Here is a 13,884-nt window from a genome sequence, read left to right as displayed (position 1 = left end):
GGTGCGGGCGGGGCGGGGGCCTGGCGGTCGGCGGTGTCGGTCCCGGCCCGTATCCTCGTGAACCATGCTCGACGACCTCACGACCGCAGCGTCCTCCCCCGCCCCGTGGCCGGCCGCGTACCCGCAGGGATACGCGGTCGTCGACGTGGAGACCACGGGGCTGGCCCGGGACGACCGCATCATCTCCGCGGCCGTCTACCGGCTGGACGCGCGCGGCGGGGTCGAGGACCACTGGTACACGGTGGTCAATCCGGAGCGGGACCCGGGCCCGGTGTGGATACACGGCCTGACGAGCGACGTGCTGGAGGGGGCGCCCCTCTTCCAGGACATCGCCGCGGAGTTCGCGGCCCGGCTGGAGGGCCGGGTGCTGGTCGCGCACAACGCTGTCTTCGACTGGCAGATGATCGCCCGGGAGTACGCCCGCGCGCGCAGCGAGGCGCCGGTGAAGCAGCGGCTGTGCACCATCGCCCTCTCCAAGGAGCTGAAGCTTCCGCTGCCCAACCACAAGCTGGAGTCGCTCGCCGCGCACTTCGGCGTCGTGCAACGGCGGGCGCACCACGCGCTGGACGACGCGCGCGTGCTGGCGGAGGCGTTCCGTCCCAGCCTGCGGGCCGCGGCGGCTGGCGGCGTACGGCTGCCGCTGCACGAGTGCCTGCCGCTGACCGAGTGGGCGGACCGTCCTCCCCGTGCCGGGCAGCAGTCGGGCCCCGGCGGCTACCGGCCGGCCAGTTGGCGCCCCTCCCGCAAGCGGCCCGCGTGCCCGTACCCCAACCCGGGACGGTACGAGCCGGGCAAGCGGCTCAAGCAGGGCATGCGGGTGGCGTTCTCCGGGGACACCTCCGTCGAGCGGGACCTGCTGGAGGACCGCGCGACGGAGGCGGGCCTGCACGTCGCCGGCAGCCTCTCCCGGCTCACCAGCCTCCTCGTCGCCAACGATCCGGACTCGGGCACGTCCAAGGTGGTCAAGGCCCGGCAGTACGGCACCCCGGTCGTCGACGAGGCCGCGTTCGGTCAGCTGCTCGGGGACGTCGAACCCGCGCCGGAGGACTGACCCGGAAGCCGGGGCCGACCGTACGGACGGGTGATTGGCGGGCGACTCGCCCGCCGCCCGCTCGCCCGCGCCGGGCCGACGGCTCACCCTGTGGCCCATGGCGACATGCGAAGTCTGCGGCAACAGCTACGGAATGACCTTCGAGGTGCACGCGCAGGGCGCGGTGCACGTCTTCGACTGCTTCTCCTGTGCGATCCACCGTATGGCCCCGATCTGCGAGCACTGCCGGGTGCAGATCATCGGCCAGGGCGTCGAGGCGGACGGTCACTGGTACTGCGGCGCCCACTGCGCCCGCGCGGAGGGAAAGGCGGGGATCGTCGACCGGGTCTGAAGGGACGTACCCGCCTCAAAGCACCCCGCGGCCAAGTTGTACGGTCGTGGGGTGTACCGCTTTCTGTCGTCCCGCCAATGGGTGACCATCACCCTGGTCGCCCTGCTCCTCATCCCCACGATGATCTGGCTGGGCTTCTGGCAGATGGACCGCTACGAGGAGCGCGACGCCCGGAACCGGCTGGTCGCCGACGCGCTGGCCGCCGATCCGGTCCCCGTGGAGCAGCTGGCCGCCCCGGGGCACGCCGTGACCCGCGCCGAGCGGTACCGCACCGTGACCGCCAGGGGCCGCTTCGACACGGATGACGAGGTCGTCGTCCGCCGCCGCACCAACGCCGACGACCGGGTCGGCTTCCACGTCCTCACCCCCTTCGTCCTCGGCGACGGCCGGGTCCTGCTCGTCAACCGGGGCTGGATCCCCGCGGAGGCGGGCCGGACCGCGTTCCCCGAGGTCCCCGCGCCGCCGCGCGGCGAGATCACGATCGAGGGCCGGCTGATGCCCGACGAGACGACCGAGGCGAGCGGCATCAAGGACCTCGAGGGCCTGCCGGACCGGCAGATCATGCTGATCAACAGCGAGCAGGAGGCGGAGCGCCTCGGCGCCCGGGTGCTCGGCGGCTACGTGGCGCAGACGGCGCCCGAGCCGGAGGACGGCACCCCGGAGCAGCTCGGGAACCCCGGCAGGGAGAACTCCGCGCTGAACTACGCGTACGCCCTACAGTGGTGGCTGTTCGCGGCGGCCGTGCCGGCCGGCTGGTTCGTGCTGGTCCGCCGCGAGGCCCGCGAGCGGGGCCGGGCCGCGGCCGGGAGGACGGGCGCCGAGGAGACGGAACCGGCGGCGGTGTAGTGGGGCCCGCCGGGGACGCGCGCCGTGGGCGGGAACGGCCGGCCGGTGCTGTGCCTGCTCTCCTCCCCCGGTTCGGGCGGCCCGCACGCGAGTGACGCGGCGTACCGGACGGGCGCCCCACCTGTCCGCCGCCCCGGCCGGGGCCGGGCGGTGTCCGCAAACGGGAGCGAACACCCCGTGGGAGGCGGGCGGCGTCCCCGGCCGGCGGCTCCGGCGCCCGCGCGGGCGCCGACGGGACGTCACTCCCCGGCTGCGCCCCTGATTGCCACCCCCGGCCGCCGGGAAGACGCACCCCGTGCACCGTATCGAGGACTACGCGCTCATAGGCGACGAACAGACCGCTGCCCTGGTGGGCACGGACGGCTCGGTCGACTGGCTCTGCCTGCCCCGCTTCGACTCGGCGGCCTGCTTCGCACGGCTGCTCGGGGACGAGGACAACGGGCACTGGCGCATCGCCCCGGCCGGTGCGGACCGGTGCGCCCGCCGCTCCTACCGCAAGGACACCCTGGTCCTGGACACCGAATGGGAGACTCCCGAGGGTGCCGTGCTGGTCACCGACCTGATGCCGCAGCGCCACCGCGCACCGGACCTGGTGCGGATCGTGCAGGGCGTACGGGGTGAGGTGACCGTGCGCAGCACGCTGCGGCTGCGCTTCGACTACGGCTCGGTCGTGCCGTGGGTGCGCAAGACGGACGGACACCGGGTGGCGGTGGCCGGTCCGGACTCGGCGTGGCTGCGCAGCGTGCCGGACGTGGACACCTGGGGCGAGGACCGGCGCACGGTCTCGGAGTTCACGGTGCGGGAGGGCGAGCAGGTCGCGTTCGTGCTCACCTGGCACCCCTCCCACGAGCCGCGGCCCCCGCTGGTCGACCCGTACTCCTCGTTGCGGCACAGCGTCGCGGACTGGCGTGCCTGGGCTGCCCGGTGCCGCTACGACGGCCCGTACCGGGACGAGGTCGTCCGGTCGCTGATCACCCTCAAGGCGCTCACCTACCGCCCCACCGGCGGTATCGTCGCCGCGCCCACCACCTCGCTGCCGGAGGAACCGGGCGGGGTGCGCAACTGGGACTACCGCTTCTGCTGGCTGCGCGACTCCACCCTGACCCTGAACGCGCTGCTGGCCGCCGGGTACCAGGAGGAGGCGGAGGCCTGGCGCAACTGGCTGCTCCGCGCGGTCGCGGGCGATCCGGCGGACCTGCAGATCATGTACGGGCTCGCGGGCGAGCGACGGCTGCCGGAGTTCGAACTGCCGTGGCTGTCCGGTTTCGACGGTGCCACGCCCGTGCGGATCGGCAACGACGCCGTGAACCAACTCCAGTTGGACGTGTACGGCGAGGTCATGGACTCCCTGGCGCTGGCGCGGCGTTCGGGGCTGTCCGCGCAGCCGGACGTGTGGGCGTTGCAGTCGGTGCTGATGGACTTCCTGCGCACGGCGTGGCGGCAGCCGGACGAGGGGCTGTGGGAGGTGCGCGGCGGCCGGCGCCACTTCGTGCACTCCAAGGTGATGGTGTGGGTGGCCGCCGACCGCGCGGTGCGCGCGCTGGAGGACCACCCGGGCCTGGGCGGGGACCTGGACGCGTGGCGGGAGCTGCGCGACGAGGTGCACCGGGAGGTGTGCGAGAAGGGCTACGACCCCGTGCGGAACACCTTCACCCAGTCGTACGGCTCGCGGGAGCTCGACGCCGCGCTGCTGCTGATCCCCCGGGTGGGTTTTCTGCCGCCCGACGATCCCCGGGTGCTCGGCACCATCCACGCGGTCCGCGCGGAGCTGGGGCAGGACGGGTTCCTGCACCGCTACACCCCGGACGCCGCGGCCGTCGACGGACTGCCCGGCCGGGAGGGCACGTTCCTGGTCTGTTCGTTCTGGCTCGCGGACGCCCTGCACATGACCGGCAGGACGGAGGAGGCGCACGCGCTGTTCGAACGGCTGGTGGGGCTCGCCAACGACGTGGGTCTGCTGGCGGAGGAGTACGAACCGGTGGGCGGGCGGCTGCTGGGCAACTTCCCGCAGGCGTTCAGCCACATCGGGCTGGTGAACACCGCCCTCGCCCTGTTCGGGGACGAGAAGGCAGGATAGGCGCCATGGATCTTGGACTGAAGGACCGGGTGTACGTCGTCACCGGGGCGACCCGCGGGCTGGGCCACGCCTGCGCGCGGGAGCTGGTCGCCGACGGCGCGAAGGTGGTCGTCTCGGGGCGGGAGGAGAGGTCCGTCGCGCAGGCGGCGTCCGCGCTGGGGCCGGAAGCGGTCGGAGTGGCCGCCGACAACGCCGACCCCGGGGCTCCGGCGCGGCTGATCGCCACCGCGCGGGAGCGGTTCGGGCGCTTCGACGGCCTTCTCGTCAGCGTGGGCGGGCCGCCGCCGGGGTTCGTCGCCGACATCACCGACGAGCAGTGGCAGGCGGCGTTCGAGTCGGTGTTCCTGGGTGCGGTGCGGATGGCGCGGGCTGCCGCGGCGGAGCTGGGCGAGGGGGGTGTCATCGGGTTCGTGCTGTCGGGGTCGGTGCACGAGCCGATCCCCGGGCTGACCATCTCCAACGGGCTACGGCCGGGGCTGGCCGGGTTCGCGAAGTCGCTGGCGGACGAGCTGGGGCCGCGGGGGGTCCGGGTGGTGGGGTTGCTGCCCGGGCGCATCGATACGGATCGGGTGCGGGAGCTGGACTCGTTGTCGGCGGATCCGGAGGCCACGCGGCAGGCGGCGGAGTCCCGGATTCCGTTGCGGCGGTACGGAAGCCCCGCGGAGTTCGGCCGCACGGCGGCGTTCCTGCTGTCGCCGGCGGCTTCCTATCTCTCGGGCGTCATGCTGCCGGTGGACGGGGGACTTCGGCACGGGTTCTGAAGCGGGGACCGGCCGACGGCTGCGCTGTGCCGGCACGGGGCGGGGGAAGCCGCGCGGCCCGGCGCTTGCGGGCTGCCTCCTCCCACCCCCGGCCTCGCTCGAGCGGGACGTCATGCTGCCGGTGGACGGGGGACTTCGGCACGGGTTCTGAAGCGGGGACCGGCCGACGGCTGCGCTGTGCCGGCACGGGGCGGGGGAAGCCGCGCGGCCCGGCGCTTGCGGGCTGCCTCCTCCCACCCCCGGCCTCGCTCGAGCGGGGCCCCATCGCCCTGGGGGCCTCCCAGGCCCTTGAGGCACTGGGGAGGCGATTCTGCGGTAGCGGCGGTGGGGCACGGCACGCGGGCCGGCTGCCGGGCGCGCAAGGAACTAGGTCACCCGTTCCGGGGCGTGTGTGACGGCGTGCAGACGGACCTCGGTGGGGAGGGCGGGGAGACCGGCTGAGTCCCGGGCGTGGGCGAGGGGGCCCCTGGTGAGGGCTCGCAGGGTGGTCGCCGGGCCGGTGCGGGGTTGCAGACGGAGGAGGATCCGGGTTCTGGGGGCGCTTCGGCGGCCGGTGAGCAGGACGTGGGCCCGGTCCACGCCGTCTAGGTGGCTCACCTCCTCGGCGAGGGCCTGCTCCAGCGCCCGGCCCCGCAGCGACGCGCCCTCCTCGTCGCCGGTGTCGAGCAGGACCTCGGCCGGTCGCCGCCGGCGCAGCACCGCGAGCAGCCACCACAGGGAGAGCAGGACCAGGACGGCGAGAACGGCGATGACGGCCGGCCACCACCAGCCCTCGTCCCGCCACCGGGTCCGCTCGGCCGCGTCCAGCAGCACGTCGTGCCGCCCGTCGTGCGGCCACCAGGAGGGCGCGGGCGCCCCCAGCCCGATCGCCAGCACGGACCCGCCGAGGAGGACCAGCACCAGCCCCACGATTCCGAGCAGCACCCGGTTGACGCCCTCGAGCACCTCTACCTCTCCTTCCGGCCGGGCCGCCGTACGCGCAGCGACAGCGAGGGCGGCCGGGCCAGGCCCAGCCCCTCCACGGCGTCGTCGAGCACCGCGGTCAAGTCGGCCCGTACGTCCTCCGGCTCACGGAAGTGCGACACCGCGCGGACGTCCGCGCGGTGTCGTTTCACCCTGACCCGCACCGACCGCACGCCGGCCACCTCCAGGGCCCGGTCCCTCAGCAGCCCGGCGGCGGCGTCCCGGTGCAGTCCCGCGCGGACGTGGGGATCCACGGGGCGCATCGGGAGCAGGGCGCGCAGGCCTGGGGTCAGGGCGAGCAGCAGCAGCCAGAGTCCGAGGACGGCGGCGGCACCGGCGCCGGTCAGCACCCAGATGTCCTCCAGGGGCCGTTCGGCGAGTTCCCGGGCCAGTTCCCGGCGCGGACCCAGCGCGGAGCGGTGGGCCCGCACCGCGACGACGTCGTACAGGAACGCGCCCGTGGTCAGCAGGGTCAGCAGCGCGACCAGGCCCGCGGGGACCCGGCGGGCCGACCGGAACCGCCGGTGCCCGCCGGATCCGCCGGACTCCCCCGCGGGCGGTTCCTTCTCCAGGACCGTGCCCTCGGGATCGCTCACCGCGTCCTCCCCCGGATCGCTTCCGGCGCGGCCGTCAGGTGCAGCCGCTCGACCATGACGACGACCTCCGGCACGTGCATCCCCGCCAGGGCGCGCACCCGGTCGACCACCTGGCGCCGCACCCGCGCGCACCGGCCGCCGATGTCACCGGGGTAGCCGAGTTCGACACGCACCCGGACCCGGGCGGCCTCATGGTGTGTCACCACCGTGGCGTGCGGCGGAGCGGCACCCGGCGGCAGGGGGCCGACCGCCTCGCGGGCCGCCTGCGAGGCGATCTTCGCGACCACCCGGTCGGTGATCCTGGTCGCCCCGCGCTCGCCCGGCGCGACGGCGGCCCGGCCCCGGCCGGGCTCGGCGATCGTGCTCACCGCCGTCACCGCCGTCGTTCGTCACGGGGGCGGAAGAAGTCGCCGGGTTCCAGATCCCCCTCGATGAACCGCCCGACGACGAAGCCGACGGCGCCCAGGGCCGCCACCAGCAGGAACGCCCCGAACCCACCGAAGTATCCGGCGAAGCCCAGCGCCATGCCGGCGATCATGCCGACCACGGCCATGCTCATGGTGTGTTCCTCCGCTCACCTCACCGAGCCTCACTGGAGGCGGGTTTCCGGCTCCTCGTCCTCCTCCTCGGGCAGCTTCACGTCGCTCACCGCGATGTTGACCTCGACCACCTCCAGGCCGGTCATCCGTTCGACCGCCGCGATGACGTTCTCCCGTACGGCCCCGGCGACGTCGTCGATGGACACGCCGTAGTCGACGACGATCTCCAGGTCGAGCGCGGTCTGCGACTCGCCGACCTCGACCTTCACGCCGCGCGTCGCCGACTTCGAGCCGCCGGGCACCCGGTCTCGTACGGCGCCGAAGGTCCGTGACAGGCCACTGCCCATGGTGTGCACGCCGAGCACGTCCCGCGCGGCCAGCCCCGCGATCTTCTCCACGACACCGTCGGCGATGGTGGTACGGCCACGGGTCGCGGGGTCACCGCCTCCGCGCCGGGCCCCCTGGCCCTTGCGGGGGGTGGAGAGGCCTTTCTCCGGGTCGGAGTCCCGTACCGGGCTTCCCTCTGACATGTCGGTCATCTCCGCATATCCCTTCGAACGTCCTTCTCCGACCACGGTATGCGTGGTTGCCCGATACCGCGCCGGGGATGCGTCAGGCTGGGGGAATGACGGTGGACCGGTTGACCCTGGCGGTGCGGCAGCAGGTGGGGCTGGGCAGGATCCTGCCCTTGGGAGGAGCGCGCGACGGAGCGTGGATCGCGGAGCAGGCGGTGGAGACGGTCCTGCGGCGCGAGGTGGTGCGGAACGCGCCGGGCGTACGCCTGAACGGCGTGCGGATCGGGCTCGCCGATCCGGAGGCGGCGACGGACGAGCCGGTGGTACCGCCTCCACCGAGTGCGCTGCCGCCGGGGCCGCTGCGGTTGACCGTCGAGTTCGCGGCCACGGCGGCACAGCCGGTGCCGGTGACGGCGGCGCGTCTGCGCACGGTGCTGGCGGAAGCGGTGGTGGAGCGGATCGGGTTGTCCGTCACGTCGGTGGACCTGCGGGTGACGGAGTTGCTGGACGCGGAGGCTGTGCCTGTGTCTGTGCCCGTCGTGGGGCCGGAGCCGGATTCGGTGTCCGAGCCGTCGTCGGACGGCGGTGACTCCGAGGCGGGGCGTGTCGCTGCGGCGGCGCTCACGGTGGCGGGGGTGAGCCGGCTGACGGGCACGCTGGGGCGGTCCGTGCACCTGACCGAGCACCCGGCCGGGGGCGCCCTGCCCCGCCGCCATGTGCGCGTGGACCTCGCGCTGGTGGCGGACGCCTGCGCTCTGGACGTGGCCCGGGATGTTCGTTCAGCGGTGGCGTCCGCTCCGACGGGTGGCTCCACGGTGGCCGTGCTGATCACAGCGGTCGGCTGACGGAACCGCACCGGCTGGTGAGGGGTTCCTTCCGCTGGGCCGGGTTCGTGGACGTGGCCGGAGCGGTCCGCCGGGGCGGGGAGGTCGCGCAGCCCGGCCGCTCGCGGGGTGCCTTCCCCGCACTCGGCTTCGCTCGAGCGGGGAACCCCCACGAGCGGGAAGTGTCCCCGCCTCCCGCCCGCGCCGCCCCAGCGGCACGGCCTGCCCACGGGTACGGGGGACGGCCGCCCGCCGGTACGGGGGTCACTCGCCGAGGCCGGCCAGGTCGCGTAGGCGGCGGGACTGGGAGGCTCGTTCGGCGGTGCGCTGTTCGTCGTAGGTGCGGTTCTGGGCGGCGCGGAGCAGGGACTTGGTCTCGATGACGGCGTCGCGGGGGGCGGCCAGCAGGGCCGCGGCGAGGTCCTGGACCGCCGCGTCCAGGTCGGCCGCGGGCACGGCGAGGTTGGCCAGACCGGTGTTCACGGACTCCTCGGCCGTGACGAAGCGCCCGGTCGCGCAGATCTCCAGCGCGCGGGCGTATCCGACGAGGCCGACCAGCGGATGCGTGCCGGTCAGGTCGGGGACGAGGCCGAGGCTGGTCTCGCGCATGGCGAACTGCACGTCGTCCGCGACGACACGCAGGTCACAGGCGAGGGCCAACTGGAACCCGGCCCCGATGGCGTGGCCCTGCACGGCCGCGATGGACACGACGTCGCTGCGCCGCCACCAGGTGAACGCCTCCTGGTACTCGGCGATGGTCGCGTCCAGCGTGGCGTCGTCGCGACGCGCCAGGTCGACGAACGACGGCTCGCCCTCGATTCCCTCGGGCGTGAACATCTGACGGTCGAGCCCGGCGGAGAAGGACTTGCCCTCCCCGCGCAGCACCACGACCCGGACGGAGCCGGGCAGCAGCCGACCCACCTCGGTCAGCGCCCGCCACAGAGCGGGGCTCTGGGCGTTGCGCTTGGCCGGGTTGGTCAGCGTCACCGTGGCGATCGCGTCGTCGACGGTGAGCCGTACGCCGTCCTTGTCGAGTACGGGACCGAGGTCCTGGGCGGACGAAGCCATGGGGCGCCTCCGATGGGTGCGGTCATCCAAGTGACCGCACAGTAACCACCCGGCCGGTCAGTCGGCCGACCGGGTGGCCACCATCGGGTTCTCGAGGCGCCCGGGATCAGGCCGAAGGGGCCTTTTTGCCCCGTGTCGCCCCGCCACGCCCTCGCAGCGTGACGCCCGATTCGCTGAGCATGCGGTGCACAAAGCCATACGAGCGGCCGGTCTCCTCGGCCAACGCCCGGATGCTCGCACCGGCGTCGTACTTCTTCTTCAGGTCTGCCGCGAGCTTGTCGCGCGCGGCGCCGGTCACCCGGCTGCCCTTCTTCAGAGTCTCGGCCACCCGTGCCTCCTCAAGGGAAGTGCGCTCTGGTCTCCTCATGATCACCCCTCCCGGCCCTCATGGCCACCCATTCGGCAAGGTCGATGAGACAAGGTGGTGACGACGGGAGCGCGTCCCCACATTCGGAATCAGATATTCCGCGAGGCGCAGACAGCGCTTCCGCACCAGTTCTTCCGTGAAGTGCCAGGTCAGAAAGGCGCGGCGGCCGAGCCCTGGTTCACCGGGGCTCGGCCGCGAAATCCGTGTAGGACACACCTCGGGATGAGGAGATCTCACACGAATGACGGATCACCGATGGGCCGAATGATCCATACGCAGGGGATCGCACCTTCGATCAACCCCGGTTGACGTCTCTCAGGCGAGGGCGACCAGGTCCGCGTAGTCGGCGCCCCACAGGTCCTCGACGCCGTCCGGCAGCAGGATGATCCGCTCCGGCTGGAGCGCCTCGACCGCGCCCTCGTCGTGCGTGACGAGGACGACCGCGCCCTTGTACGTGCGCAGCGCCCCGAGGATCTCCTCGCGGCTGGCCGGGTCGAGGTTGTTGGTCGGCTCGTCCAGGAGCAGCACGTTGGCCGAGGAGACCACGAGGGTCGCGAGCGCGAGACGGGTCTTCTCGCCGCCGGAGAGGACACCGGCGGGCTTGTCGACGTCGTCGCCGGAGAACAGGAACGAGCCGAGCGTCTTGCGGACCTCGACGAGGTCGAGGTCGGGGGCGGCGGAGCGCATGTTCTCCAGGACCGTGCGTTCCGGGTCGAGGGTCTCGTGCTCCTGCGCGTAGTAGCCCAGCTTGAGGCCGTGGCCCTTGATGACCCGGCCGGTGTCGGGCTCCTCGGCGCCGCCGAGGAGGCGGAGCAGGGTGGTCTTGCCCGCACCGTTGAGGCCGAGGATGACCACGCGGGAGCCCTTGTCGATGGCCAGGTCGACGTCGGTGAAGATCTCCAGCGAGCCGTAGGACTTCGACAGTCCCTCCGCCATGAGCGGGGTCTTGCCGCACGGGGACGGCTCGGGGAAGCGCAGCTTGGCGACCTTGTCGGACTTCCGCTCGGCCTCCAGGCCGGCCAGCAGCTTGTCCGCCCGGCGGGCCATGTTCTGCGCGGCGACGGTCTTGGTGGCCTTGGCGCGCATCTTGTCGGCCTGCGAATGCAGTGCGGACGCCTTCTTCTCGGCGTTCTGCCGCTCGCGCTTGCGGCGCTTCTCGTCCGCCTCGCGCTGCTGCTGGTAGAGCTTCCAGCCCATGTTGTAGACGTCGATGGTGGCGCGGTTGGCGTCCAGGTAGAACACCTTGTTGACGACCGTCTCGACCAGGTCGACGTCGTGGGAGATCACGATGAAGCCGCCGCGGTAGGTCTTGAGGTAGTCGCGCAGCCAGGCGATGGAGTCGGCGTCGAGGTGGTTGGTCGGCTCGTCGAGCAGCAGGGTGTCCGCGTCGGAGAACAGGATCCTGGCGAGCTCGACGCGGCGGCGCTGGCCGCCGGAGAGGGTGTGCAGGGGCTGGCCGAGCACGCGGTCGGGCAGGTTCAGCGCGGCGGCGATGGTGGCGGCCTCGGCCTCGGCGGCGTAGCCGCCCTTGGTGAGGAACTCCGTCTCCTGGCGCTCGTACTGCCGAAGCGCCTTCTCCCGGGTGGCGCCCTGGCCGCCTGCGATGCGCTGCTCGTTCTCGCGCATCTTGCGGATCAGCACGTCGAGGCCGCGGGCGGAGAGGATGCGGTCGCGGGCGAGGACGTCGAGGTCGCCGGTGCGGGGGTCCTGGGGCAGGTAACCGACCTCGCCGGAGCGGGTGACGGTGCCGCCGGCGGGGATGCCCTGGCCGGCGAGGACCTTGGTGAGGGTGGTCTTGCCGGCGCCGTTGCGGCCGACGAGGCCGATGCGGTCGCCCTTGGCGATGCGGAAGGTGGCGCTTTCGATGAGGACGCGGGCACCGGCGCGCAGCTCGATGCCGGAGGCGGAGATCACGGACAGACTCCTGGGCGGGTATGAGGTGGCGGTGGACGGCTGAGGACGTTCCCGCCGTCTAATGCGCGAGGAGAATGGCCATGCAAGCCATTCTAACGGGACCGTGCAACCACTTTTCCTGGGCGCGGGTGTGCCCGGCCGGTGCCGGACCGGGCGGCTCGCGGAGGCCTCCGGCCCCATGGAGCCGTCGGTGCCCGAGGGCGGGGACGGCACGGTGGCGCACGCCGGGCCGGCGCGGGTCCGGCCGGGGCGCACGTCGCCGTGGACGACGTCGACGCGCACCGCCGGCGGGCGGTGGACCGGGGCCGTGGCTCCGGCGACCGCACGGACCGCGGTCCCGGTGGCATCCGGAGCTTCGCCGGGTCCGTGCCGGAACGGAGATCCGGAGCCCGGTCCGGGCCGGAACCCGGTCAGCCGCCGGTGTGCACCTGGAAGGCGGCCCGGCGGACCGCCTTGGCCAGGGCCGGGTCGGGGTGGGCGGCGGCCAGGGCGACCAGGACCTGGACGGTGCGCGGGTGGCCGACGGCGCGTACCTCGGCGAGCAGTGCGTGGACGGTCGGCTGGACCGCGGACTCCAGGTGGCGGACCAGCAGCGGGGCCTCGCCGTGGTCGGCGACGGCGGCCGCGGTGTCCACCCACAGCCAGGTGGCCTCCTCGCGGGTGAGGACCTCGTGGGCGTCCTCGGGGTCGGCGCCGTCGTGCTCGGCCAGCCACAGCAGGGCGTACGGCCGCAGCGCCGGCTCGTCGAGCACGGTGCGGACCTCGGGCTCGGCGGGGGCGCCGACCACGCGCAGCGCCTCGAAGGCGAGGCCGCGCAGCAGGGCGTCCTCGCCCCGGGCGGCGTCGATCAGCTCCGTGACGGCGCTGCCGACCGGCCGGGCGGCGAGCCAGGCGCGGTACTCGGCGCGGGCCGCGTTGGGGCGCAGCTGGGCGCAGCCGCGCAGCATGTCCTCGGCGCCCTGCTCGATGTTCCCGGCGGGGCTCTGCGCGGCGACGCAGATCTGCTCCAGCTTGACCCACACCGCCCAGCTGCCGAGCGGGGTGAGCGTGGCCTGCCCGTCGCCGTAGGTGAGGGCCCCGACGGAGGCGAGGGCGCACAGCGCCCAGTCGAGCAGCGGCTCCAGCGGGGCGTCCGCGGCGGGCACGGCGCTCGCGGGCCGGGGCCGCTGGAGCGGCACCTTGGGTCTGAGCTCCCGGGGGAGCCCGGACCCGTGCGTACCGGGCTGGGCCGGGTCGGGCTGCGGGACGTAGTCGACCTCGCAGCGCTCCGTGCGCAGTTCGGTCACCCGCTGCTGGAGGAGGTCGAGGAGCTGGGGCACGGGGACCGGACCGGCGGAGAGCTGGAGGAAGGAGAGGACCTGCGGCATGGCCGTGACGACCTCGGCGACGGCGGCGGCCTCGTACTCCTCGGGTTCCGGGTGGGCGAGCGACCAGGCGTCGCAGAGGGCGACCCAGCCGCGCAGCACGGCGCTGTCGTCGCGGTCCCAGGCGCGCAGCCGCCAACCCGGGCGGGCACTGTCGCCGTGCACCTCGATGAGGCCGGCCAGGCGGGCGGTGTCCCAGTCGGCACGGACCTGAGCGGGGGTCAGGTCCAGAGCGCGGGCCGCCCGTTCGGCGGTCGTGTCGGAGAGGGTGGCCTTGCCGTCGGCGGTGGCACTGTCCCCGCCGGGGCCGAGGGCGGCGTCGGCCCAGCGGGCGACGCGGGCCGCGGCGGCCAGAACGGAGCGCGCCATTCTGGCCAGCTCCGCCGGGGCCGGCGTGCCCTCCGGGGGGCGCGGCGCGGGGCGGCGCGAGCGCCGCTGGTTCACCGCGGTGGGAGCGGCGGCCAGGGATCGCGGGCGGACGAGTCGGAGCCTGGAGTCGCGCGGGATACGGGACGTCACGGGTGCAGTCTTCCTGTTGACGGTCCGAAAACCCAAACGGAATGCCGACGGGGACGCCGGGGCGGCTCGCGCCTCGACTCCGGACGCGGCCGGAGGGAGGATTCGGGCCACTGGTACGGCCATAAACGGAATCCCCGGCACCGGCTGTC

General features: G+C 73.8%; 15 protein-coding genes. 6 read left to right on the top strand and 9 right to left on the bottom strand.

Annotated features, from left to right (window positions below):
* Positions 1–64: 64 nt before the first annotated feature.
* The 5 genes from KYY02_RS18825 (at position 65) to KYY02_RS18805 (ending at position 5,066) form a co-directional block, all read left to right on the top strand.
* On the top strand, positions 65–1,051 hold the full coding sequence (locus tag KYY02_RS18825; RefSeq protein ID WP_371239296.1) for a DEDDh family exonuclease: 987 nt from the start codon (positions 65–67) through the stop codon (positions 1,049–1,051).
* Positions 1,052–1,148: 97 nt separating this feature from the next.
* Positions 1,149–1,382: a metallothionein gene (locus KYY02_RS18820; RefSeq protein ID WP_142196184.1), complete on the top strand. Its 234-nt coding sequence runs from the start codon at positions 1,149–1,151 to the stop codon at positions 1,380–1,382.
* Between the two features lie 51 nt (positions 1,383–1,433).
* The gene (locus KYY02_RS18815; RefSeq protein ID WP_371239293.1) at positions 1,434–2,228 is read left to right on the top strand and encodes an SURF1 family cytochrome oxidase biogenesis protein; all 795 of its coding nucleotides are present in this window, start codon (positions 1,434–1,436) and stop codon (positions 2,226–2,228) included.
* 295 nt (positions 2,229–2,523) lie between these two features.
* The gene (locus KYY02_RS18810) at positions 2,524–4,305 is read left to right on the top strand and encodes a glycoside hydrolase family 15 protein (protein ID WP_371239291.1); all 1,782 of its coding nucleotides are present in this window, start codon (positions 2,524–2,526) and stop codon (positions 4,303–4,305) included.
* A gap of 5 nt (positions 4,306–4,310) precedes the next feature.
* Positions 4,311–5,066, top strand: coding sequence for an SDR family oxidoreductase (locus tag KYY02_RS18805; protein WP_371239289.1), 756 nt, complete (start codon positions 4,311–4,313; stop codon positions 5,064–5,066).
* A gap of 366 nt (positions 5,067–5,432) precedes the next feature.
* On the opposite strand, the gene amaP is transcribed toward KYY02_RS18805, so the two are convergent.
* From amaP to KYY02_RS18780, 5 genes are read right to left on the bottom strand one after another with little or no spacing between them, the layout of a single operon-like run.
* Positions 5,433–6,011: an alkaline shock response membrane anchor protein AmaP gene (gene amaP / locus KYY02_RS18800; RefSeq protein WP_371239287.1), complete on the bottom strand. Its 579-nt coding sequence runs from the start codon at positions 6,009–6,011 to the stop codon at positions 5,433–5,435.
* A 2-nt stretch (positions 6,012–6,013) separates the two neighbouring features.
* The gene (locus KYY02_RS18795) at positions 6,014–6,625 is read right to left on the bottom strand and encodes a DUF6286 domain-containing protein (protein ID WP_371239285.1); all 612 of its coding nucleotides are present in this window, start codon (positions 6,623–6,625) and stop codon (positions 6,014–6,016) included.
* On the bottom strand, positions 6,622–7,002 hold the full coding sequence (locus KYY02_RS18790; protein ID WP_371239283.1) for a hypothetical protein: 381 nt from the start codon (positions 7,000–7,002) through the stop codon (positions 6,622–6,624). Before KYY02_RS18790 ends, KYY02_RS18795 begins: the two co-directional genes overlap by 4 nt.
* Positions 6,999–7,184 carry a hypothetical protein gene (locus KYY02_RS18785; RefSeq protein WP_371239281.1) on the bottom strand — a complete coding sequence of 62 codons (186 nt, stop codon included), beginning with the start codon at positions 7,182–7,184 and terminating at the stop codon, positions 6,999–7,001. The genes KYY02_RS18790 and KYY02_RS18785 overlap by 4 nt, the downstream gene beginning before the upstream one ends.
* A 30-nt stretch (positions 7,185–7,214) precedes the next feature.
* Positions 7,215–7,703, bottom strand: coding sequence for an Asp23/Gls24 family envelope stress response protein (locus KYY02_RS18780; RefSeq protein ID WP_371239279.1), 489 nt, complete (start codon positions 7,701–7,703; stop codon positions 7,215–7,217).
* A gap of 86 nt (positions 7,704–7,789) precedes the next feature.
* On the opposite strand from KYY02_RS18780, the gene KYY02_RS18775 reads away from it, so the two are divergent.
* Positions 7,790–8,524 (top strand): nucleopolyhedrovirus P10 family protein, encoded by a 735-nt coding sequence (locus KYY02_RS18775; RefSeq protein ID WP_371239277.1) that lies wholly within the window; start codon positions 7,790–7,792, stop codon positions 8,522–8,524.
* 243 nt (positions 8,525–8,767) lie between these two features.
* On the opposite strand, the gene KYY02_RS18770 is transcribed toward KYY02_RS18775, so the two are convergent.
* The 4 genes from KYY02_RS18770 to KYY02_RS18755 form a co-directional block, all read right to left on the bottom strand.
* Complete coding sequence (locus tag KYY02_RS18770; protein WP_371239275.1) at positions 8,768–9,571, bottom strand: enoyl-CoA hydratase/isomerase family protein; 804 nt, start codon at positions 9,569–9,571, stop codon at positions 8,768–8,770.
* Between the two features lie 106 nt (positions 9,572–9,677).
* Positions 9,678–9,899 (bottom strand): helix-turn-helix domain-containing protein, encoded by a 222-nt coding sequence (locus KYY02_RS18765; RefSeq protein ID WP_029385158.1) that lies wholly within the window; start codon positions 9,897–9,899, stop codon positions 9,678–9,680.
* A 354-nt stretch (positions 9,900–10,253) separates the two neighbouring features.
* On the bottom strand, positions 10,254–11,852 hold the full coding sequence (locus KYY02_RS18760; RefSeq protein ID WP_371239273.1) for an ABC-F family ATP-binding cassette domain-containing protein: 1,599 nt from the start codon (positions 11,850–11,852) through the stop codon (positions 10,254–10,256).
* Between the two features lie 410 nt (positions 11,853–12,262).
* Positions 12,263–13,735: a hypothetical protein gene (locus KYY02_RS18755; RefSeq protein WP_371239271.1), complete on the bottom strand. Its 1,473-nt coding sequence runs from the start codon at positions 13,733–13,735 to the stop codon at positions 12,263–12,265.
* Positions 13,736–13,884 lie beyond the last annotated feature (149 nt).

Origin of the sequence: Streptomyces pimonensis, assembly GCF_041380215.1 — a bacterium.
Taxonomy (GTDB): domain Bacteria; phylum Actinomycetota; class Actinomycetes; order Streptomycetales; family Streptomycetaceae; genus Streptomyces; species Streptomyces pimonensis.
This window is presented reverse-complemented; position numbering and strand designations above follow the sequence as displayed.

Bases quoted from the DNA above. Each gene is read 5' to 3' on its own strand.
- KYY02_RS18805 (WP_371239289.1), top strand. From the start codon at position 4,311: ATGGATCTTGGACTGAAGGACCGGGTGTACGTCGTCACCGGGGCGACC.
- KYY02_RS18825 (WP_371239296.1), top strand. From the start codon at position 65: ATGCTCGACGACCTCACGACCGCAGCGTCCTCCCCCGCCCCGTGGCCG.
- KYY02_RS18775 (WP_371239277.1), top strand. From the start codon at position 7,790: ATGACGGTGGACCGGTTGACCCTGGCGGTGCGGCAGCAGGTGGGGCTG.
- KYY02_RS18785 (WP_371239281.1), bottom strand. From the start codon at position 7,184: ATGAGCATGGCCGTGGTCGGCATGATCGCCGGCATGGCGCTGGGCTTC.
- KYY02_RS18820 (WP_142196184.1), top strand. From the start codon at position 1,149: ATGGCGACATGCGAAGTCTGCGGCAACAGCTACGGAATGACCTTCGAG.
- KYY02_RS18770 (WP_371239275.1), bottom strand. From the start codon at position 9,571: ATGGCTTCGTCCGCCCAGGACCTCGGTCCCGTACTCGACAAGGACGGC.
- KYY02_RS18780 (WP_371239279.1), bottom strand. From the start codon at position 7,703: ATGACCGACATGTCAGAGGGAAGCCCGGTACGGGACTCCGACCCGGAG.